Below are 20,157 nucleotides of genomic sequence, written 5' to 3'. Positions count from 1 at the left end.
TTGATGGGAGGACACCACGCCGCGTCCGGGGCCGCGGCGTGGATAGCTATCGCTTCAACCGGCCCGTACGCCTTGGGCTGGTACCCGCTGGACGCCACCGGAATCCTCATCGGAGCGATGACGACGGCGGGAACTGCCTTGGTGTGCGATTGGGACCACCGCTCAAGCACCATCGCCCACTCGCTGCCGCCGCTGTCCAACGTGATCGCCGTCGGGATCGAGAAGGCCAGCGGAGGGCACCGGCAGGGAACCCATTCGCTGCTGGGCGCTTCGGCTTTCGTGGTGCTCGCCGCCATGGCCGCCCAGTTCCAGCTGGACACTCCCGTAGGCCGTTTGTCCGTGGGTGCCGGACTGTTGTGCATGTTCATGATCAACCTGGCCGCAAAAGCACTGAAGCTGTTCCCGAACTCGGGGTGGATCTCCCATTGGATCTTCGCGCTCGCCATGGCCGGGCTGGTCACGTGGTTCGCTCCGCATCAGTGGAGCTGGCTGCCCTTGGCCATGCTCACCGGCGTCGTGGTCCACATTGCGGGCGACATGATCACCACCGGGGGAGTGCCGCTGTTGTGGCCCATCGTCATCAAACCGCCCAAGTTCTGGCGCAAGCTGCCCCTTGTCAGCGGGATTTGGCGGGCCAACGGCGCGTTCTCCATCCCGTTGCTTGGCAAGGCCGGCTCACGGCGGGAATGGCTGGTCCTGATTCCCGTGAGCGGCTACGCCATGGTCGGGCTTGGCCTGGCGGCGTGGGCATTGCTCCGGAACCAGTGGCCTGCCCTCCTGGCACTCATGGTGGGGCTGGGTGGTTGACGGTGGATCTCAGAACTTCGATTGGCCGCCGGCGGTCACAGTTCCAACAGGGTTGCCAGCCTTGTCAGTAGCGCCCGTTGCCGGAGAGTAGACCGGAGTAGCCGGTGAGAGGCCAGTTCCCGCGGTGCCACCCGAGCCGTTGGAGGTGAAGGTGATGACGAGGGTTCCGGAGGACTGGGTCCAGGCCATGGTTGCCGAGAAGGTTCGAGCCGAGGTGCCTGTGTTGTAGGCGGCACCAAGGGAGACGCTGCCAAATGCTGGCGCCGGGCAGGTGGAGCCAACGAACGTCAATACGTTGCCTGCGCTGATACTGGCGGTGCCGGTGGCAGTCAGGGCGGCGGACGTCGAATCCCAACCACTGCACAGGGTGTGTGCGTCCATGTCGGTCGAGAAGACGATGGTGAGCGTATCTCCTAAATCGGCTGTCTTTCCTGTCCCACCGTTGGCCATGGTGACCGAGCTGACAGCCGGGGCCGTAGTGTCGATCTTGACCGTTTGAGTTTGGGAATTGCTGGTGTTCCCTGCGATATCAGTGGCGGAGTAGAACACCGTATGAGTGCCGTCACCGCCGCTGACACTCACCGCGGCTGTGGCCGCGTTGACGGTGACCGGGGGAAGGGCGTCCACATGGTAGGTAATCGACGCGACGCCCGAACCGCCGGCGTCTGTCGCGCTGAGGTTAACCGTCACCGTGCTGGTCCTGTTGTAGCCCAAGGAGTTTGGCGTCGGCGAGATTGAGGCAACTCCCACCACCGGGGCAGTGGTATCGATCTTGACCGTTTGGGTCTGCAGGGTGCTGGCGTTCCCGGCGAGGTCAGTGGCGAAGTAGGACACCGTGTGGTTGCCGTCGCCGCTGACGCTTACGGCCGCCGTGGCGGCGTTGACCGTCACTGTGCTGCCGCCGTCGACCGCGTACTTGATGTTCGCAACGCCCGAACCGCCGGTATTGTCCACGGCGGCGAGGTTGACCGTGACCGTGCCCGTGCGGTTGAAGCCTGCCGTGTTCGGCGTCGGGGAAACCGAGGTCACGCTAATAGAGGGGGGCGTCGAATCAGTATTGACTGCAGAACTGCGTGCGCTTTCAGCGCCGGCCCACAAGGAGATGACAGGCGTGACTGTGTAGTACCAGGAGCCGCCTGGCACGCCTTGTTCAATGCAACTAAGGGTGGTCACCGTGCCCGCGCATCCGCCTCCTGCGGCCACCGCGGTACCACCGCTCGCAGAGGTGTAGCGGGCGACGGTGTAACCCGTCACTGCATGTCCGGCCGGTGTGGAAACAGCCGCCCAGCTGACCGTGACACTCGTGCCGTTCAGGGACGCAGAGGGAGTGCCGCCTTGCGGCATGCTGTCGGCTTGTGCCGCTCCGAAGTTGCTGCTGCTCAGCGACTGCCAAAAGGCGTTGGCCGCCGGGCCGCCCCAGGAGATGAACAGCACCGCCAAGAGCGTCCAGGTCGCGCGGCGGCGGAGTGCGTGCCTGTTTCCGCGGCCTGCAGAGTGCTTGGACTTGTTCATTTGCGGACCGCCATCGTCACTGGAAGGTGGAATACAGCGCCTTGGCAGCTTGATTGTGAAGCCGTCGACATCGACGCGGCTGCCGGCAGGGTGATCAGAATGGAGGAATTCGCCGGTATGGAAACCGTTGGCGTCAAAGGAGCGCCGGGAGCATTGAACGTCACGCCCGTAGTGGTGCACAGCGGGTGGGATGCATCCGCGGTGGCTGTTCCGTTCGCGGTGAAACCGTACACTTGCACCGCGAAGGCATTCGGATTGCTTGCCCGCACGATGGCGTCCGCGGTACCTCCCGGGATGAGGGTGGTAGCGGGACTGTCACCGGCAACGAAGGCGTCCACGGTCACTGTCTGCATGGTGGCGCTGGCTGCCGAGCCGCTGCCGATCCCGACGGTGGACCAATAGGCGTAGGCCGATCCGACACCCAGTACCAGGCTGAGCACGGCGGCCGTTGCGGCTGTTTTGGCTGCAGCCAAGGAGCCGGCCTTCATCCACTTGTTCGCTTTCATGTCAGTTGCCCGCATTTCAATTGCCCTGTCCCGTCCCGGAGTAGGAAATCTGGAGTGTTGCGCCTTTGCAACCGTCCTGGTTGAGCGAAGTGTCCAGCATTGTTATCTGTGGCCACCGAGACGCCGGAATACCGCTCGACGAGAGCGAGGAATTCCCTGGCGGGGCGGCGATCGGATAGTTGCCGCTGAATTGGGTTACTGAATAGTCCGAAGGATTGCACGGCCGGTTGTTCGCCACGGCCTGGGCATTCCGGGTGACTCCTGTCACGGAAACGGTAAGGCCCGTGACATTGAGGCTGGAATTGCCCGGGTTCGTCAATTGAAGATTAATCGGCACCGAGTTGCCCGGTGCCAGCAGGCCGGTGGGGTCGCCTGAGATGGTGAACGGCTGGTGCTGGCCGGCGGTCACCGTCAAGGAAACGACGACGACGGCGGACTGTAGCGTCCCGCTGGTGCCCTTGAGGCTCAGGGAGTAGGTTCCAAGAGGTGTTGCTGAAGTCGTGGAAACGTCGAGGTTTGCCGTCGCGGATCCCGGCCCGACGGCGACAACCGCAGGCGAAAACGATGCTGTGGCTCCTGCCGGCAACCCCGAGTTTGTCAGTGCGACGTTGCCGACGAACCCGCCTGAGGGCTGGACCACGACGTTGTAGCTCGCCGTTGTCCCCTGGGTGACGGATCTGCTGCTTGGGGCAAGCTGCAGGGTGATGGCTTTTGGCGTGTTCTGGTTGCCGTTGCCATTACTACTGGCGGCGAGCACGACGCCCGACGTGAGGGTCACCAAAAGGAGGCCTGCCAGAAGCACTTTGGCTCCCGCCCGCACGATGCGAAGCGGCGAGTGGAATAACTCCGGAATGCTCGGCACCTGGGCCTCCTCTAGATCTGTTTTCGTGGGTTTTTCTCAAGCGAACGCACAGCGACAACTGGTGGGCCCGTGATGGACCCACCAGTTGAATTACTAGAGACTTCCGACCGTGACGGTAACCGTGGCGCTTTTGCAGGAGTCTTGGCTCGCGGCGTCGTTGAGGAAGGTCAGTGTTCCGCTGCCGACGGACGTGCCGGTTGAGTTGTGTGCCACGGGCGAAGTCGAGGTCACCGCCGTGACCGTGAACCAGGTAGCGAGGCAATGCGTGGGGTCGCTGGTGGATACCGTTGCTGTGAGGGCTCCCACCACAGTGTCAGTGTTGCTCGCATTGTCGGCCGTGTAGGCGACAGACGTCGAGTTACCGGGGGCAAGTCCCGGGGCGAAGTTTGCGTGCAGCGTCACCGTTCCGCCGCCGGCCGAGTTGGCCGCTCCGCCAGATCCGCTACCGGTGGTGCTCCAGTAGGCATAAGCCGCTCCGCCGCTCGCTGCCACGAGGGCGATTGTTGCTGCTGCCGCGTAGACTTTTCCCTTTTTGCTGAATTTGCGCATGAGTGAGACTCCTTTGTGAATTGGTATTCCCCAGAACAGGCGACAGCGGCAATGAATTCGAAATTTCCAACCCTTGCTTCGATTGCCCATTCAATCGATGACCACATGCTGGCATGGGCGGTCTTTAACAAACAACGAGTGGTGTTACCCGTTTTTTCTGTCCAATGCGAGTGGTACTACTTGGTTTCGAAGGAGTCGCACTTAAACAACTGTGGCCCCGGACTAAATGTCCGGGGCCACAGTTTTGCGGTTAGGTCTTAGCTTTCGCCCGCCGAGTTGGAGCGGCCGAGAATGGTCTGCGGGATCCAGAAGGCGAGGCCAAAGAGGACCAGGCAGACGGCCATCGGCCAGGTGTTCTCCAGGGTCAGGAAAGTCAAGGAGTAGATGGCGCCCAGGAACAGGACCATGCTGAATACAAAGAGCAGAATGCTCTGGCCCATGGGGTTCTCTTTTTCGATGGGCTGGCTGGCGTTCTGGGACATGCTTTCCTCCTCGGCCCCGAGGGGCTCAAAAACTATGGCGGCTGCCGGGAAACTCAGTACGCGGATGAACCTTGTTCACCTTTGACGATGGCAATTCCGGAGCTCGCACCGATACGTGTTGCACCAGCAGCAATCATAGCCTGTGCATCGGCGAGGGAACGTACTCCACCCGAGGCCTTGACGCCGAGATCCGGGCCTACCGTCTTGCGCATGAGCGCTACATCTTCCACCGTGGCGCCGCCACCGTTGAAACCGGTCGAGGTCTTCACGAAGTCCGCCCCGGCCTCCACCGACGCCTCGCAAGCCAGGACCTTTTGCTCATCAGTCAGCAGGGCGGTCTCGATGATGACCTTGAGGATGGCTCCACCCGCGTGGACCGCCTCCGCCACTGTCGTGATGTCATCCACCAATGCGCCTTTGTCCCCAGCGCGGGCCGCGGCGATGTTGATCACCATGTCGATTTCATCGGCGCCATCCAATACGGCACCGCGTGCTTCGAAAGCCTTGACGTCGCTGGGGGTGGCGCCCAGCGGAAAGCCGACAACCGAGCAGGTGAGGACTCCGGAACCCTTGAGCGCCTTCGTGACGGTCTTGACCCAAATCGGGTTGACGCACACCGACTTGAACTTGTACTCAGCCGCCTCGGCACAGACTTGGCGCACCTCGGCCTCGCTGGCCTCTGGCTTGAGAAGAGTGTGGTCGATGTATGAAGCGATGCTTGCACTGTTGTCCAGTACGCTCGAGGCTTCGTTGCTCATGGAGGTCCTTCCGTGGCGGGCCCGGTGTGCCGCAAGGGTCGCGGCTCATCAAATGACCATCTTGCCACACTGCCCGGCTGCCGTGGAGGCTCCCTTAGGCGGCTGCGGAGCGCGCGGAACTCGGGGACTGGGTGGCACTGGAAGTGCGGAGCCTGGCGTCTTCCTCAAGCCGGGCGGCGCAGTGAGCCGCTGCGGCATTCGAGGACAAAACAAGCCCAAGGCGCATGCCGTCCCGGGAGGCGGCGTCCCCGATCGCCCAGATACCCGGCACCGAAGTGGCGAAGTCGCGCCCCACCTTGATGCCGCCGTCGGGAGCTGTTTGGAGGCCGGCACTTTCAGCGAGGCCGTTGCGGGGGAGCCGTTCCTCGGCGAGCACCACAAGGTCGCCGTTCATGCTGCTACCGTCCTCGAAAACGATTCCGGTAGCCGGCAGGACCGAACCGGCGACGGAAGGCATGACCGCAGCTGGACGCAAGGTGGTACGGATGGGTCGGACTCCGCGGGCACGCAGCACCGCTTCGGCCTGGCCGGCCGCCGGACCGGTACCAACCAGAATCCCCAAAGGACGACGTCCCAGGACCCTGGTGATGTCCTTGACCGCGGTGCCGATCGGTTCGGCGTCGTCGATGGTGGAGTAGTTGAGGCTGCGTGCTGCGCCCTGCACCGGCGGGTACATGGGGGCGGAACCGGTGGCAATGACAAGCTGATCGTAGGTGAACTCGAGGCCTTCGGTGGTGGTCACCGTACGGGCCAGGACATCGATGAAGCTCGCGGCCTGGCCGAAACGCACGGATACCTGGGGGAGGGCGGCCAGCTCCAGGAGCGCATCGGGGCACTCGTCGCGGTTGCTCAGCACGGTGATGTTGCCGGGGAACACGGTGGTTCCCGGCTGTCGCGAAGTAGTGCTGTTGCCTGTCAGCCGACGGACCAGGGCCTGGGCTGCGGGCCCGGCTCCGGCGATGACGAGGTGGACGGAGCCTGCGGACGGTGTGATGGACATGATGGTCCCTTCGCTGAACTGAGCTGTGGTTGATGTGCCTATGCCCAGCGTAGGCGGGGGGTTTTTCGGTGGTGTTTCCCTGTTGTTGCCATTTGGCGGTGGCTCGTTCCCTGATGGTTACCCGCCGGTAATGAGCTGGGTCACATGGAAGCGGGCGCCGTTGAGTTGCGGACCACCAACTCGGGAATGAGGCGCTCGTCCGCGATGGGAGCCTGAGCATGATTGAGCCGGTCCATGGCCACGGCTCCGGCGACACTTCCCAGTTCCATCGCGTGGAGGTCGACGGACGTCAGCTCGATGCCGTGGAGCCGGCCGGTCCGTGAATTGTCATAGCCGACCAGCGACAGGTCCCCGGGAATGGCCAGGCCCCTGGCGTAGGCGGCTTCGCGTGCCGCCAGCGCGAACTGGTCGTTGTGGGCGAAGATGGCGGTCGGGCGGTCCGCTGAGTCAAGGATTTCACTTGCGGCACGCATTCCGCCATCTTGCGTGAAGTCATGGGCCGGTACGGTCCGGGGAGCCAGGCCGGCGCCGCGCATTGCCTTCTCATAGCTTCTCCGGCGGACCGTATGGCCGTCATAATCGGGTCCGGCCAGATGGGCGATCCGGGTGTGTCCAAGGCTGAGGAGGTGTTCGGTGGCGGCGCGGGCGCCGGCGTCGTCGTCGGAATACACGCTGTCGACGCCGGGTACTGGCCGCGCGACGCTGACGATCGGGACTATCCGGGCCAGTTCCCGCACCCGTTCGTCCGGCTCCAGCAGCGTTGCGGCGATGATGATCCCCACCCGTGCCTCGATCAGCGAGTCCACGGCTCCCGCGTCTACGCCGTCAATAGACTGGGAGACGCTTAGGATGAGTCGGTTGTGGGCCTGGGGGAGCGACATCCTCACGCCGCTGAGGATGTCGGCATAGACCTCGTTGTGGATGTCCATCAAATAGAGCCCGACGGCGGAGCGATGCTTGCGTGCCAGGTCTGCAGCGGCTGCGTTGGGCCGGTAACCGAGACGTTTTGCCGCCTCGAAGATGGCCTGCTTCGTCTCGTCGCTGACGCCTGGAGCACCACGGAAGGCGAAAGACACGAGCGTGCGGGAGACGCCGACTTCACGAGCAACATCGCTCTGTGTTGCGGGACGGAGCTGCCGGTCAAGACCCATGCCCTCATCTTCCCACGGCGGAGAAAGTCTCAATTAAGTCATTTGTTAGATTGACCTTACATTTAAGTCTTTCGCGCGTTAGTCTGTTATTCAGAGCGGGTGTATGACCCGCATCACAAGACAAAGGAGTCCTGATGTCTGCTACGCAAAGCCACAGGGGAGTCGGCAGCGCGGTCGCGCTTCCTCCCCTGAGCAACGGCCCGCATCGTAAGCGCCTTGGCCTGGTCGCCCTGATTGCCACCTTCGGTGGACTGCTGTTCGGTTATGACACGGGTGTCATCAACGGCGCCCTGAGGCCAATGACGGCCGAACTCGGCCTCACCCCGTTCACCGAGGGCATCGTCGCCAGCTCGCTCGTCTTCGCCGCGGCGATCGGCGCGCTCTCGGGCGGGCGCATCTCCGACGGGTGGGGGCGCCGCAAGACGATCATTCTGCTCGCGGTACTGTTCTTCGCCGGCACCTTGGTGTGCGTGTTCACCCCGAGTGTCGGCGTGCTCGTCGTCGGCCGCGTCCTGCTCGGTCTCGCCGTGGGCGGCGCCTCGGCGGTGGTCCCCGTGTTCCTGGCGGAGATGGCCCCGTTCGAGATCCGTGGTTCCCTGGCGGGCCGCAACGAGCTCATGATCGTCGTCGGTCAGCTGGCGGCTTTCGTCGTCAACGCCATCATCGGCATCGTGTGGGGTGACGTTCCCGGCGTCTGGCGCATCATGCTCGCGGTCTGCGCGTTGCCGGCGATCGCGCTGTTCTTCGGCATGCTCCGCGTGCCCGAGTCGCCGCGCTGGCTGGTGGAGAAGGGCCGGCACGATGAGGCCCTCGCCGTGCTTCGGTCCGTCCGTTCCGAGGACCGTGCGCTCGCGGAGCTCGGCGAGGTGGAGAACGTCGCCAAGGAGGAGCGGGAGAGCCAGCAGATCGGCTGGCGTGCGGTCTTCAGCAACAAGAACCTGTTCCGCATCCTGCTTGTGGGAATCGGCTTGGGCGTCGCCCAACAGCTGACCGGCATCAACTCGATCATGTACTACGGCCAGACGGTGCTCGTCGAGTCGGGCTTCAACGAGAGCGGCGCGCTCATCGCGAACATCGCGCCCGGAGTGATCGCCGTGATCGGCGGCGTCATCGCCTTGACCCTGATGGACCGGATCGACCGTCGCAAGACCTTCATTCTGGGCCTCGCGCTGACCACCAGCTGCCACCTGCTCATCGGGTTCGCATCCATGATGTTGCCCGTCGGCAACCCGATCCGCCCGTACGTGATCCTCTTCCTGGTGGTTGCCTTCGTGGGGTCCATGCAGACATTCCTGAACGTCGCGGTGTGGGTCTACCTGTCGGAGGTCTTCCCGCTGCACATGCGCGGCTTCGGCACCGGCGTCTCGATCTTCTTCCTCTGGGTCGTCAACGGATTCCTTTCGCTGTTCTTCCCGTCGCTGGTCGCGGGGCTCGGGATCACGGGCACTTTCTTCCTTTTCGCCGTCGTCGGGGCGCTTGCCCTTGTCTTCGTCGTCAAGCAAGTTCCGGAAACCCGTGGCCGGACCTTGGAAGCGCTGGAGGAAGACGTCACCACCGGCGCCATCTACCTCGTCCACAAGAACCAGGGCTAGACGCGCAACCGGTAACCCCGCTTGACGACGGTTTCCACGAGCTTTCCGTCCGGCAGCGAGGACCGCAAGCGGCTCACCGTCATGTCCAGGGCGTGGACCGAGCCACGCAATTCCAGAAGGTCGGAAAGGGCCTCTCGGGACAGCACCGCGCCCCCGGCTCCCAAAAGCGCGCGCAGCAGGAGCAGCGGAGCCGGGGCCAGTTCCACCGCGGAACCATCGATCCTCAAACAGCGGCCGCGCAGCTCGATGTGCCCTGCGGGAGTGTCGAGCCGGCGGACATGGTTCAGGGCCAGATGTTCGGTGACGAGGCGGATGAGCGCACCCATGCGGTAGCGGTCCGGGATGAGGGGGCTGAGTCCGGCGTCGATCAACGGCTGTGCGGTGACAGGCCCGACGGCGGCGACTGTCACCTGGGTCTTGAGGGCCTCGATCAGCTGGCGGTACAGGCCCATCTCGTGGGCCGTGCTCCACATGGCGTCTACCGCGGGCGCGCTCGTAAAGGTGAGCACATCCAAGTCCCCGGAGCAGGCGGCTTCGATGAGGCGCGGCAGCTTGTCTTCGCCGTCGGGCTTTACCCAGCGGTACGGGGTGACAGTGAGGACCGTCGCGCCGGACATGCGGAGGCGCTCCAACTGGCGGACGTCGGTGTAGCCGTGCAATTGCACGGCGACGGTCTTCCCGCGGACTCCTTCCTGAAGGAGCATGTCCACCAGTGTGGAGGTGGTTTCGTCACTGCTGATCCCGACGTCGGCAAGGCCTGCCGCGCGGACCGCGCCCCGGGCTTTTGGCCCGCGCACGAACATGCGGCAGGCCCCCAGCACATCGAGAAGTTGCTCGCCGATGCCGAAGGAGTCCGCGGCTTCGCACCAGCGCCGCATGCCGTAGGCGGTGGTGGCGATGCAGATATCGGGCTTGGCCGCGATGATCGTTTTCGTGTCCTCGATGAGGGTGATGTCTTCCTGGACCGGCGCGATCTTCAAAGCCGGAGCGTGCAGCACGGAAGCGCCGCGCCGCTCGAGCGCCTCGATCAGGTCACGTGAACGCCGGTGTGAAGTCACTCCGATCCGGAAACCGTCCAGCGGCGCATCGTCGTTTGGTCCAAGGGTGGCCAGCGGCGAGCCTGCATCGATGGAATCAAGGGCATTCAGCGTAGTCATGTGTGTTCTTTCAGGCTTCAAGGAGGGAAGCCGCGAGGAGGTCAAGGTCTGCGGTGGCTTCGGTGTGATCGCGGTTGGCTTCGGCCACGCGGACCACCTCGCCGATGACCAGGACGGCCGGGTTGGTGCAGCCTGCGGCCGCGGTTTCGATGGTGCCGAGTTCGGCGATGGTGGTGCGCTGCCCGGGGCGGTAGCCGCGTTCGACGACGGCCATGGGCATCGCTGGATCCATCCCGGCCCGCCGGAGCCCGGCAGCGAGCTGGGGGAGGGTGCCGATGCCCATGAGGACCACGATGGTCCCGCCGAGTCCGGCCAGGTGCGTGTGTTCCTTCTCGGTCAGCGGTGCATGGCCGGAAACCACGGTGAACATGTGGCTGACCTCGCGGTGAGTGACGGGAATGCCCGCGGCCGCCGGGACCGAGATGGCGCTCGTGACGCCCGAGATGACGCGGACCGGGACCCCAGCCTGCACGCAGGCGCTGACTTCTTCGCCGCCACGGCCGAACACATAAGGGTCGCCGCCTTTGAGCCGGACTACGTTCTTGCCGGTCAACGCGGCGTCCACCATGAGCGTTTCGATGTCGCATTGGGCGACCTTGTGGTGCCCGGGGCGTTTGCCGACGTCCACCAGTTCCGCGGACGTCAGTCGCGCCAGTTCCGCGTAGGGGGCAAGCCGGTCGTAGAAGACGACGTCGGCGTCACGCAGCGCGTTGACCGCGCCTATGGTCAGCAACTCGAGGGTGCCGGGACCGCCGCCGACCAGGGTAACGTGGCCGGCCTCGCCGGCAGCCGGTTCGCTGGCGACGGGGATCCCCGCTTCCCGGCAGCGTGCGAGCAAGGGCTCCCAGCCGGGCTGGCCGTCGTCGACGGCCGCGACCAGGAAGGGGCGTTCAGGCAGCGGGCCGTCAGAGTCGGCGCCGTCGGGGGTGCTGAGCCGATGGACGACGGCGCCCGCGGCTTCGAAGCGCCGTACGGCTTGCCGCGCGGCGTGGGTAGAGCCTGTGACCAGAACGTCGCGGCCTGTGAGGTCGATGGTGAGCTGCATGGTTTGTGCTCCTTAGTCCTGGCCGCGAACGGGGATCGTGCTGGCGATGAGGACGCCGCCCTTTTCCTCGTTGGTGGCGGGGCGGATTTGGCCGCGTTCAGGGACGAAGGCGATGGCCTCGTCTTTCTGATCGGGTGCGTTCACGAAGGAACGGAAGCGGCGCAGGCGTTCGGGGTCCTTGAGGGTCTCTGCCCATTCGTCCTGGTAGGTGTCGATGTGCCGGGCCATGGCGGCTTCGAGGTCGTCCGCGATGCCAAGGGAGTCGTGGATGATGACGTCTTCGATGTGTTTGAGGCCGCCGTCGAGTTCTTCCTGCCAGCGGGCGGTGCGCTGGAGGCGGTCGGCGGTGCGGATGTAGTACATGAGGTAGCGGTCGATGTATTTGATCAGGGTGTCGTCGTCCAGGTCCTGGGCGAGGAGCTGGGCGTGGGCGGGCAGGAAGCCGCCGTTGCCGCCGACGTAAAGGTTCCAGCCCTTGTCGGTGGCGATGACGCCGACGTCCTTGCCGCGGGCTTCGGCGCATTCGCGGGCGCAGCCGGAAACGCCCATTTTGAGTTTGTGCGGGCTGCGCAGGCCGCGGTAGCGCAGTTCCAGGTTGATGGCCATGGCGACGGAGTCCTGGACGCCGAAGCGGCACCAGGTGGAGCCGACGCAGGATTTCACGGTGCGCAGGCTCTTGCCGTACGCCTGGCCGGACTCGAAGCCGGCGTCGACGAGTTCCTTCCAGATCTCCGGGAGTTGTTCGAGGCGGGCGCCGAACATGTCGATCCGTTGCCCGCCGGTGATCTTCGTGTAGAGGCCGTACTTCTCGGCAACGCGGGCAATGACACCCAGGCCCTTCGGCGTGATTTCGCCGCCGGCGATGCGGGGGACCACCGAGTAGGTGCCGTCCTTTTGCATGTTTGCCAAGGCGCGGTCGTTGGTGTCCTGCAGGGTACCGCGCCCGGCACCGAGCACGTATTCACTGTTCTGGGAGGCGAGGATGGAGGCGATCGTCGGCTTGCAGATATCGCAGCCTGCGCCGGTGCCGTATTTGGCAAGGATGTCCTCGAAGGAGGTCAGCTCCAGCACGCGGATGGCGTCGAAGAGTTCCTGGCGGGAGAGGCTGAAGTGCTCGCACAGGGCCTTGGAGACTTCGATGCCGGACTTCTTCAGTTCCCCTTCGAGGAGTTTCTTGAGCATCGGGACGCAGGAGCCGCACTGGGTGCCGGCCCGCGAACATGTCTTTAGTTCGCCGAGTTCCTGGACGGGGGCGTTGCCCTCGCAGGAACCGCAGCCGTTGATGGCATCGCGGACGCTGCCTGCGGCGACGTTGTTGCAGGAGCAGAGGATCGCGTCGTCCGGCAGTTCGGTCTCGGGGGCGTCCCCGCCGCCCGCAGCGGTGAGGTAAGCGCCTGGTTCGGCGGGGAGTTCGCGGCCGAGCAGGGGGCGCAGGCTCATGTAGGGGGTGGCGTCGCCAACGAAGATCCCGCCGAGCAGGGTCTTGGCATCGTCGGTGGTGACGATCTTCTGGTAGACGCCGCGGGCGGGGTCGGCGTACACGATCTCCAGGGAGTGCTCGGTTGTGGCGAACGCGTCGCCGAAGCTGGCCACGTCCACACCGGAGAGCTTGAGCTTGGTCGCGGTGTCGAAACCCGGGAACGTCGCTTGGCCGCCGTGCAGCCGGTCGGCCACGATCTCAGCCATGGTGTTCGCCGGAGCCACGAGCCCCAGGCACATGCCATCGAAGTTCGCGACTTCGCCGATGGCCCAAATGCCGGGGACCGGGGTGGCGCAATGGTCGTTGATGACCACGCCGCCCTTCTTGCCGAGTTCGAACAGCCGTTCAACGGTGGGGCCGTCCGCGGCGCCTTCCGTTCCGCGGAACAGTTCATCGCGGGGGCGGATGCCGATGGACGCGATAACCATGTCGGCGGGGATGACGCGGCCGTCCTTCATGAGGACGCCGGTGATCTGGCCGTCGTCGGACAATACTTCGGCGGGGTAGGTTCCCGTCAGGACTTCGAGTCCCTTGGCGGTGACCAGCCGGCCCAGTGCCTGGCCGGCTCCCTCGTCCAGCTGGGCGTTCATGAGCCAGCGTGAACCGTTGATGACGGTGGCCTGCGCGCCCAACTCCATGGTGCCCGCCGCTGCTTCCAAGCCGAGGAGGCCGCCGCCGATGGTCACGGTCCTGACGGTCCGGCCAAGCTTCTCCGTGAGTTCGGCGATGGCCTTGTTGATGGCCCAGACGTCGTCGAGGGTGCGGTAGACATGGGCGAGCTCGCCGCCGGGGAAGGGGAGCTGTGCCGCGTCCGAGCCGGTGGCCACCACCAGGTGGTCGTAGTCGTAAGTGTTGCCGGCCGCGGTTTCCACGGATTTGGCTTGGGGGTTGATCTTGACCACCCGCTCGCTAGTGCGCAGGTCCAGGGCTTCGTGGTCCCACATCGATGCATGCCCGAGGGTGAGGTCATAGTCCACATCGGTCAGCGCCTTGCTCAGGGTGACCCGGTCATACGGAACGTGGGCTTCCTCGGTCAGGACCGTGACGTGCCAGCCCTCAAGACCGCGGGTATGCATGGCATCGGCAAAACGGTGGGCCGCAGGGCCTCCGCCGGCGACAACGATACGGCGCTGGTTTTCTGGGGTGGAAGTGTGTCCGGTCACTGGTGGCCTTTCGCATACGCCGCAGAACGTGCTCCGCAACTTGTCACTTCAGACTACGGACGGGCAGTTTCTCCTCAGTTTCCCTTTTGTTTCGTGATCTTAACTTCTGGGTCACGATTGGATGTCGGGACCCGTGAGGTCTCTTTTACGCACCCGACACATTGACTGCATTCGAGTGAAACACTCCCCGCCTACCTTGAAGACATGGCCGCTCGGCGGCCACCGCCTGAAGGAATGGACAGCATTCGTCCGGCTGCAGGCATAGCGAGAGGGGTTGGCATGACCGTCATTCTGGAACGGGAAGAACAACTGACGAGCGCGCCGACCGAGTCCGGCTGGCATCGTGTATGCCCGTTGGACGAGCTGGAACCCGCTTGGGGCGAGGCGGCGTTGATCGACGGCGTGCAGGTGGCGCTCTTCCGCCTCGATGCCGACAATGTCTACGCAGTCGCCCAGCAGGACCCTGCAACCCTGGCCAATGTCATGGCCCGGGGGATCACCGGCTCCCGGGGATCACGCCCCACTATCGCCTCGCCGTTGCACAAGGAGGTCTACGACCTGCAGACCGGTGAGTGCTATTCCAACCCCGGGCTCCGGCTTCCGGCATTCAAGACCCGCATGGTTGACGGCTTCATCGAAGTCGAACTGTAGCCCGGAGCCCCCAGCCGCGCACCGCCGTCGTCCGTCGTGGAGCCGAAGCGCTCAGAGCCCGAGCGCCTCGCGGACATCGGCAAGAATGTGGTCCAAAGTGGTCCGCGCGGCGTGCCGGGTTTCGGCGAGTTCCGCCGCCGAACCGACCGACTTGATGACCTCCAGGTAGCACTTGAGCTTTGGCTCGGTGCCACTGGGCCGGATGATGACGCGGCTTAGGTCCTTGGTCAGGTAGAGGAGGCCGTCCGTCGGCGGCAGTTGCTCGCTTCCCTGGGCCAAATCCACAAAGGTCTCGATGGCGGAACCGCCAAAGGACTCCGGCGGATCGGCCCGGAGCCGGTTCATCATGGCGTCCAGCAAACCAAGGTCCGCCACCCGGATGCTGAGCTGGTCGCTCGCATGCAATCCATGCACCAGGTAGATTTCGTCCAGGGTGTCGAAGATCGTCTTTCCTTCGGCCTTGGCCGCCGCCGCCAGTTCGGCGATGAGCAAGGAGGCGGAAATGCCGTCCTTGTCCCTGACGAGTTCGGGTGCAACGCAGTAGCCCAGGGCTTCCTCGTAGCCGTACACAAGTCCCGGCACCCGGGAGATCCACTTGAATCCCGTGAGCGTTTCCTCGTGGGCGAAGCCGGCCGCCGCCGCGATGCGGGAAAGCAGCCGGGACGAGACGATTGAGTTGGCGAAAACGCCCCGTGTTGAATCGCCTTGCCGCACATCCGCGGCGTGCCGGGCCACCACATGTGCCCCAAGTAAGGCGCCCACTTCGTCGCCCCGCAACATCCGCCAAGCACCCGTATCCGGGTCCTGTGCCGCTACGGCCGCGCGGTCGGCGTCGGGGTCGTTGGCCAGCACGATATCGGCACCCAAACGCGCCGCTGCCGCCAAAGCCAGGTCCAGTGCGCCGGGCTCTTCCGGGTTCGGAAAACTGACGGTGGGGAAGTCCGGATCCGGTTCTGCTTGCTCTTCCACGAGTGAGACGTCGGTGAAGCCTGCCGCATTCAGCACAGACACCGCAGTCTCACCACCCACGCCATGCATGGGGGTCAAAACGATCTTCAGTCCACGGGCCGGGAAATTCTCGACGTCGGCGAGGCCGGCCATCGCGGCCTCATACTCCCCGGTGATGGAAGCGGGCAGTTCAGTCCAGCCGGACTCGGCCAGTTGGATGGAATCCAAAGGGCCCACGGCTTCGATGCTTGCCGCGATCTGCGAATCGTAGGGTGCCACGATCTGGGAACCCCGGCCGCTTTCCTCCACGGCCCGGCCACCCAAGTACACCTTGTAACCGTTGTCCTGCGGCGGGTTATGGCTCGCTGTGACCATGACACCGCCGTCGCAATCAAGCGAACGGACCGCGTAAGCCAGCAACGGGGTGGGAAGCGCCGAGGGCATCAGGAAGGTCTCGATTCCCGCGGCCGTGAAGATGGCTGCGGACTCCCGTGCGAAGACGTCCGAGTTGTGCCTAGCGTCATAGCCGACGACGGCGCGCGGCCGCGTTCCGGGGGCAGCAGCCTCAACGGCGTCCTTGAGGAAGGCCGCCAAACCTGCCGCTGCCCGGCGCACCACTACGCGGTTCATCCTGTTGGGACCAGGACCGAGGGCGGCACGGAGCCCAGCGGTACCGAACTGCAGCGTTCCGCTGAAGCTGTCTTCAAGCTGTTGACGGGCCGCGGCGACGCCATTGGAGGCGAGTCCGGCCAGCTCGGACAGCGCTGCCGCAGTGACCGGGTCCGGGTCCTGGGCAGCCCACTCGCCGGCGTCGGATATCAGCTTTTCAAATTCGGCATCGCTCGATGTCATAGGGATAAAGCTATCGTCAAAGGGAATGAATGCCGAGGTCACCGGCTATGTCAGCCGTCACAGTCCGGCCCACGCCACCCAACTGACTCGCATTAGTTGTCGTTATGAGGCGTCTAAACGACAACTAATGCGAGTCAGGTGGGCCCCTGGCGTCAGGGTCGCTGCCGCGTGGTGGTGAGGACGAAGCTCGCCGGGCCGCCTGCACTGAACGCTGCCGCACCCGTGTTCCCCCATTGCGGGAAGAAGATGTCCGAAATGACTACCGAGCCGTCTTGGGTGAAGACCTCCACCGACGAGGAATCCAAGAGGATGCGGAGACGGACCTTGCCGTCCTTCAGGGGCACGGAGGCTTGGTGGTAGGGGCTGAATTTCGGCGAGAAGTTGGAGGTCCCGGCTGCAGAGCGGTCCACTTTGAGGGTCTGGCTTGCGCGGTTGTACGAGATCCGGAGGCCTGCCTTCCCGTCCGCCGAAGCCCGCAGTACCAATCCGGCCTCGGAGGCGCCCGCAACGTCCATTTCGGCGTCGATCAGCTGGGTTCGGGTTCCGAAATCGCCGCCGAGGGGTTCCGTTGAATCGGTGACGGTGAGGTTTTTGCCATGTACTTCACTGGTCTTGGTGTCCGTGAGCGCATCCGCGGCAGCCTGGGCGATGCTCGAATGGAGCTCGAAACGGCTTCCTGTGGCTGCGAGGGTGAGCTGGCGGGGGATGGCCATTGACCCGCGCCATGGCGTGCTCGGGACGGATTGCGCATAGTCCCAGTTCCCCATCCAGCCGAGAAGCACCGGCTTTCCTCCAGGAGCCCCGGTGATGGTGTTGGCCGCATAGAAGTCCGCGCCATGGTCAAGCCATTGCGATTCCGTCAGCGGGTCGCCCGGCTTTGCCGCGTTTTCCGCCGTGAACCGTGTGCCGTCGAAATTGCCCACGAAGTACTGCATGCCGGAGCCTCCTGCGATGCCTCCCGGGTTGATGCTCAGGATCATGACCCACTTCTTCAGGCCGTTGCCGCCGTCGACGTCCATCTGGAGCAGCTCGGGAACTTCCCAGAGCCCGCCCTGGGCGCCCACTCCCGAGAAGTCGCTGAGGAAGGTCCAGTGCAGCAGGTCGGTGGATTTGAAGAGTTTCACCACCTGGGCGTCAGCAACCACAGTGGTCATGACCCAGTATTTGCCGGGCTCGTACCAGGTGATCTTCGGATCCCGGAAGTTGTTCGACGCCGGATTCAGGCTGAGCACCGGATTGCCCTTGTACTTGGTCCAGGACGTTCCATGGTCCAGGCTGTAGGCCACGGACTGGGCCTGGCTGCCCTTGGGCAGCGCCCCGCCGTCGCCGTACGAGCTGGTGTAGAGGGCTACCAACGGCGGGTTTTCAGCGCTGCCCAGGCCGGAGGCGTTCTTGCTGTCCGGAACGATGGCGCCGGAAAAGATTTCCTCACTGGCGGAGCCTTCCATGGCTACCGGTTTCTGGGTCCAGTGCACCAGATCCGTGCTGGTGGAATGGCCCCACGACATGTCTCCCCAGAAGTTGCCGTGCGGATTGTGCTGGTAGAACGCGTGATAGGTGCCGTTTTCGTAAACAAGCCCGTTGGGATCGTTGATCCAGTTTTGCGACGCCGTGAGGTGAGCGGCGGGCCGCCAAGGGTCCGATTCGGATGGTGCGGGGGAAGCCATCCCGACGGCGGTGCCGCCGGTGGACGGCGACGCGTCCGGCGTCGGGGTGCAGGAACTCGCGAACATTGCGATGACGGCGGCGACGACGGCGAGTGCCGCCTTGCGAGCGGGCCGGAACGGGCGTTGGGGAGAGTGGAGCATGGGACTTCCTGGGTTGTGGAGCAGGGCGCCCGGGGTGAACCGGGCGCCCCATGTTGCCGGGCAGGCAGCGAATCCCCTGCCTGCCCGGCTGGTTTTGACTGTGGCCTACTTGTAGAGGCCTTCCCCGCCGACGCGGACGTTGGTGGGGAGGTAGCCGAACGGGCCGAGGCCGTTCTTGCCGAAGCTGCGGTCAACCTGCGTGACGCCACCGGCGAAGTTGATCTTTACCGTAGGGGAGAGGGACCCTCCACGGACTCCGTCAACGTTGTCGATGAAGGACTGCACCAGCCCGCCCGGCTGCACATAGTGCGAGTAGGCCTGGAACTGACGGCCGTTCTGCTGTGCAGACTGGGTGCCGCTCGGGTTGTTCGCCGGCAGGTTCAAGTCGGTCGGCGAGCCGAGCGCGAGGCCCGAGTTGTTCACCGGTTGGAAGTCCGAACGGACACCGTTGCCAACAAAGCCGTAGACGCCGTCGGGACCACGCATGCCATCGGCGTAGGTGAACTGGTGGCTGATCGTGAACAGGTAGTACTTATTCTTGCCGTTTTCATTCTGGATGAAGATCTGAGGGCGCTCGGTCTGGTCGTTGACGCAGTTGGCGGACAGGATCGGCGGCAGGAAGTGCCACTGGGTCAGGTCCTTGTTGTCTGCGACGGCCAGGCCCACGCTCGCGGTCTGGAACCAGGAACCGGTGGTGGTGTTGACCGTGTTGGTGTTTTCGGCGTGGGGATCGCCTGCCTGGTAACCGAGATCAGCATCGGTGCACTTGTAGGAGCCGCGGTTTCCGGCGGTGTTGCCCTCAAAGACCATGAAGGTCTGGCCTGGGTGGGCAGGGTCTTCGAACGTGTACGGGTCACGGAAGGCGAAGCCGGCGTTCTGGGCCTTGGTCTGGTATAGCTTTCCGTCCGGTTCGAGCAGCTTGGTGTGCTGGAAGCCGTCGAAGGTCACGCCGTTCTGGTCGGCGTGGATGTTGCCGAGGGCCTTGGCAATGACTGCGTCCGGAGCGATCCCGCCTCCGCCCGCGTTGCGCTCTGCACGGTCGTAGAACGTGGTGGCCGTGTAGAACACGTTGACGTGGTCACCCTGCATGAGGCGCGTGGAACCGGACCATTCGGTGTTGCCGATGGAGGTGTTGTCCAGGAACAGGTGTCCGCCGTAGTTCCACTTGTCCTTCGCGGGGTCTGCGTTGGTCTTGCGGAAGAAGTAGCCGATGCGGGCGTTCCAGTGGCGCTGGTCGAAGCCGTAACCCGCGTGGCGATCGGCGACGAGGGAGAAGATGACATCCCAGCCCTTGTAGCTGATCTGGTTGGCGTTCTGGTCGGTCAGGGACCACGTGTCCCAGACCCACACGTCGTCGTTCATGGCCGGGAAGTCCTTCGGGATCTCCGGCATGGTGACGTTGGGGCTCATGGAGTTCTGGCCGGCGGTCACGTTCGGGTTGCTCTGGGCCATGATCTGCTTGGCATCCGCCCGCGTCCACTTGGACGTGAAGTTTGCGGCGGGGTCAAAGGCTTGTTGCGTGTGGACCGTCGGAAGCGGGAATCCCGGCGTGGGAGCCGGCATTGTGGTGGCCGGCTTGTCGGCAGGCAGGTTTGCCTGGGCTGCCGGGGATGCCATGAGCACCGTCGCGGCCACACTGGCAGCGGCCGCAAAAGCGGCTACAGACCGCAGGCGTCGGCGTGGCCTGTTGGGGGTTGAGTGAGATTTCATGCTTGCTCTTCTCGCGGAGGTTGGACTACGTGGAATTGGCGCAAGGCCTGGTCCGCACTCCGGCGTTCCCGTAACACCAATGGCGTCGTCGGGAACGCCATCGTGTCGGGTGGACGGGGGATTC

17 protein-coding genes are annotated in these 20,157 nt (G+C 64.5%); 3 read left to right on the top strand and 14 right to left on the bottom strand.

Features of this window, described 5'->3' with window-relative positions; genetic code table 11:
* Positions 1-3: 3 nt before the first annotated feature.
* Positions 4-807, top strand: a complete 804-nt coding sequence (locus tag QRN51_RS10655; RefSeq protein WP_284989811.1) for a metal-dependent hydrolase — start codon at positions 4-6, stop codon at positions 805-807.
* Between the two features lie 9 nt (positions 808-816).
* Here QRN51_RS10655 and QRN51_RS10650 read toward each other — a convergent pair whose 3' ends face one another.
* The 8 genes from QRN51_RS10650 to QRN51_RS10615 form a co-directional block, all read right to left on the bottom strand.
* Positions 817-2,319 carry an OmpL47-type beta-barrel domain-containing protein gene (locus QRN51_RS10650; protein ID WP_284989810.1) on the bottom strand — a complete coding sequence of 501 codons (1,503 nt, stop codon included), beginning with the start codon at positions 2,317-2,319 and terminating at the stop codon, positions 817-819.
* Entirely contained in the window at positions 2,316-2,825 is a 510-nt protein-coding gene (locus QRN51_RS10645; protein WP_284989809.1) for a hypothetical protein, read from the bottom strand. The genes QRN51_RS10650 and QRN51_RS10645 overlap by 4 nt, the downstream gene beginning before the upstream one ends.
* A gap of 16 nt (positions 2,826-2,841) precedes the next feature.
* Positions 2,842-3,687: a COG1470 family protein gene (locus tag QRN51_RS10640; protein WP_284989808.1), complete on the bottom strand. Its 846-nt coding sequence runs from the start codon at positions 3,685-3,687 to the stop codon at positions 2,842-2,844.
* A gap of 93 nt (positions 3,688-3,780) precedes the next feature.
* Complete coding sequence (locus QRN51_RS10635; RefSeq protein WP_284989807.1) at positions 3,781-4,236, bottom strand: hypothetical protein; 456 nt, start codon at positions 4,234-4,236, stop codon at positions 3,781-3,783.
* Between the two features lie 257 nt (positions 4,237-4,493).
* Positions 4,494-4,718 (bottom strand): hypothetical protein, encoded by a 225-nt coding sequence (locus tag QRN51_RS10630; protein WP_284989806.1) that lies wholly within the window; start codon positions 4,716-4,718, stop codon positions 4,494-4,496.
* 53 nt (positions 4,719-4,771) lie between these two features.
* Positions 4,772-5,476 carry a deoxyribose-phosphate aldolase gene (gene deoC, locus QRN51_RS10625; RefSeq protein WP_284989805.1) on the bottom strand — a complete coding sequence of 235 codons (705 nt, stop codon included), beginning with the start codon at positions 5,474-5,476 and terminating at the stop codon, positions 4,772-4,774.
* A gap of 94 nt (positions 5,477-5,570) precedes the next feature.
* A complete protein-coding gene (locus tag QRN51_RS10620; protein WP_284989804.1) occupies positions 5,571-6,476 on the bottom strand; it encodes an FAD-dependent oxidoreductase in 906 nt (301 codons plus the stop codon).
* 140 nt (positions 6,477-6,616) lie between these two features.
* Positions 6,617-7,627: a LacI family DNA-binding transcriptional regulator gene (locus QRN51_RS10615; protein WP_284989803.1), complete on the bottom strand. Its 1,011-nt coding sequence runs from the start codon at positions 7,625-7,627 to the stop codon at positions 6,617-6,619.
* Between the two features lie 134 nt (positions 7,628-7,761).
* Between QRN51_RS10615 and QRN51_RS10610 the strand changes: the two genes are divergently transcribed.
* Positions 7,762-9,219 carry a sugar porter family MFS transporter gene (locus QRN51_RS10610; protein WP_284989802.1) on the top strand — a complete coding sequence of 486 codons (1,458 nt, stop codon included), beginning with the start codon at positions 7,762-7,764 and terminating at the stop codon, positions 9,217-9,219.
* Here the strand turns inward: QRN51_RS10610 and QRN51_RS10605 are convergent.
* From QRN51_RS10605 to nirB, 3 genes are read right to left on the bottom strand one after another with little or no spacing between them, the layout of a single operon-like run.
* The gene (locus tag QRN51_RS10605) at positions 9,216-10,376 is read right to left on the bottom strand and encodes a uroporphyrinogen-III synthase (protein ID WP_284989801.1); all 1,161 of its coding nucleotides are present in this window, start codon (positions 10,374-10,376) and stop codon (positions 9,216-9,218) included. The two genes, QRN51_RS10610 and QRN51_RS10605, sit on opposite strands and share 4 nt — an antisense overlap.
* Positions 10,377-10,386: 10 nt before the next feature.
* The gene (gene cobA, locus QRN51_RS10600) at positions 10,387-11,421 is read right to left on the bottom strand and encodes a uroporphyrinogen-III C-methyltransferase (protein WP_284989800.1); all 1,035 of its coding nucleotides are present in this window, start codon (positions 11,419-11,421) and stop codon (positions 10,387-10,389) included.
* Between the two features lie 12 nt (positions 11,422-11,433).
* Entirely contained in the window at positions 11,434-14,064 is a 2,631-nt protein-coding gene (gene nirB / locus QRN51_RS10595) for a nitrite reductase large subunit NirB (RefSeq protein ID WP_284989799.1), read from the bottom strand.
* Positions 14,065-14,343: 279 nt separating this feature from the next.
* Between nirB and nirD the strand changes: the two genes are divergently transcribed.
* On the top strand, positions 14,344-14,715 hold the full coding sequence (nirD, locus tag QRN51_RS10590) for a nitrite reductase small subunit NirD (protein WP_284989798.1): 372 nt from the start codon (positions 14,344-14,346) through the stop codon (positions 14,713-14,715).
* 51 nt (positions 14,716-14,766) lie between these two features.
* On the opposite strand, the gene QRN51_RS10585 is transcribed toward nirD, so the two are convergent.
* The 3 genes from QRN51_RS10585 to QRN51_RS10575 all read right to left on the bottom strand — a co-directional run bounded on the left by QRN51_RS10585 (position 14,767) and on the right by QRN51_RS10575 (position 20,033).
* Positions 14,767-16,515, bottom strand: coding sequence for a phospho-sugar mutase (locus QRN51_RS10585; protein WP_284989797.1), 1,749 nt, complete (start codon positions 16,513-16,515; stop codon positions 14,767-14,769).
* 152 nt (positions 16,516-16,667) lie between these two features.
* The gene (locus QRN51_RS10580; protein ID WP_284989796.1) at positions 16,668-18,323 is read right to left on the bottom strand and encodes a glycoside hydrolase family 32 protein; all 1,656 of its coding nucleotides are present in this window, start codon (positions 18,321-18,323) and stop codon (positions 16,668-16,670) included.
* Positions 18,324-18,428: 105 nt separating this feature from the next.
* Positions 18,429-20,033, bottom strand: a complete 1,605-nt coding sequence (locus tag QRN51_RS10575; protein WP_059387908.1) for a glycoside hydrolase family 68 protein — start codon at positions 20,031-20,033, stop codon at positions 18,429-18,431.
* Positions 20,034-20,157 lie beyond the last annotated feature (124 nt).

Source organism: Arthrobacter sp. efr-133-TYG-120 (genome assembly GCF_030209785.1).
Taxonomy (GTDB): domain Bacteria; phylum Actinomycetota; class Actinomycetes; order Actinomycetales; family Micrococcaceae; genus Arthrobacter.
The sequence above is the reverse complement of the archived record's forward strand: the minus strand, read 5'-3'. Positions and strand labels throughout refer to the sequence as shown.

Coding starts and splice junctions, on each gene's coding strand:
- QRN51_RS10630 (WP_284989806.1), bottom strand. CDS start 4,718: ATGTCCCAGAACGCCAGCCAGCCCATCGAAAAAGAGAACCCCATGGGC.
- QRN51_RS10615 (WP_284989803.1), bottom strand. CDS start 7,627: ATGGGTCTTGACCGGCAGCTCCGTCCCGCAACACAGAGCGATGTTGCT.
- QRN51_RS10575 (WP_059387908.1), bottom strand. CDS start 20,033: ATGAAATCTCACTCAACCCCCAACAGGCCACGCCGACGCCTGCGGTCT.
- QRN51_RS10655 (WP_284989811.1), top strand. CDS start 4: ATGGGAGGACACCACGCCGCGTCCGGGGCCGCGGCGTGGATAGCTATC.
- QRN51_RS10585 (WP_284989797.1), bottom strand. CDS start 16,515: ATGACATCGAGCGATGCCGAATTTGAAAAGCTGATATCCGACGCCGGC.
- deoC (WP_284989805.1), bottom strand. CDS start 5,476: ATGAGCAACGAAGCCTCGAGCGTACTGGACAACAGTGCAAGCATCGCT.
- QRN51_RS10635 (WP_284989807.1), bottom strand. CDS start 4,236: ATGCGCAAATTCAGCAAAAAGGGAAAAGTCTACGCGGCAGCAGCAACA.
- QRN51_RS10620 (WP_284989804.1), bottom strand. CDS start 6,476: ATGTCCATCACACCGTCCGCAGGCTCCGTCCACCTCGTCATCGCCGGA.
- QRN51_RS10605 (WP_284989801.1), bottom strand. CDS start 10,376: ATGACTACGCTGAATGCCCTTGATTCCATCGATGCAGGCTCGCCGCTG.
- QRN51_RS10650 (WP_284989810.1), bottom strand. CDS start 2,319: ATGAACAAGTCCAAGCACTCTGCAGGCCGCGGAAACAGGCACGCACTC.
- nirD (WP_284989798.1), top strand. CDS start 14,344: ATGACCGTCATTCTGGAACGGGAAGAACAACTGACGAGCGCGCCGACC.
- cobA (WP_284989800.1), bottom strand. CDS start 11,421: ATGCAGCTCACCATCGACCTCACAGGCCGCGACGTTCTGGTCACAGGC.
- QRN51_RS10610 (WP_284989802.1), top strand. CDS start 7,762: ATGTCTGCTACGCAAAGCCACAGGGGAGTCGGCAGCGCGGTCGCGCTT.
- QRN51_RS10580 (WP_284989796.1), bottom strand. CDS start 18,323: ATGCTCCACTCTCCCCAACGCCCGTTCCGGCCCGCTCGCAAGGCGGCA.
- QRN51_RS10645 (WP_284989809.1), bottom strand. CDS start 2,825: ATGAAAGCGAACAAGTGGATGAAGGCCGGCTCCTTGGCTGCAGCCAAA.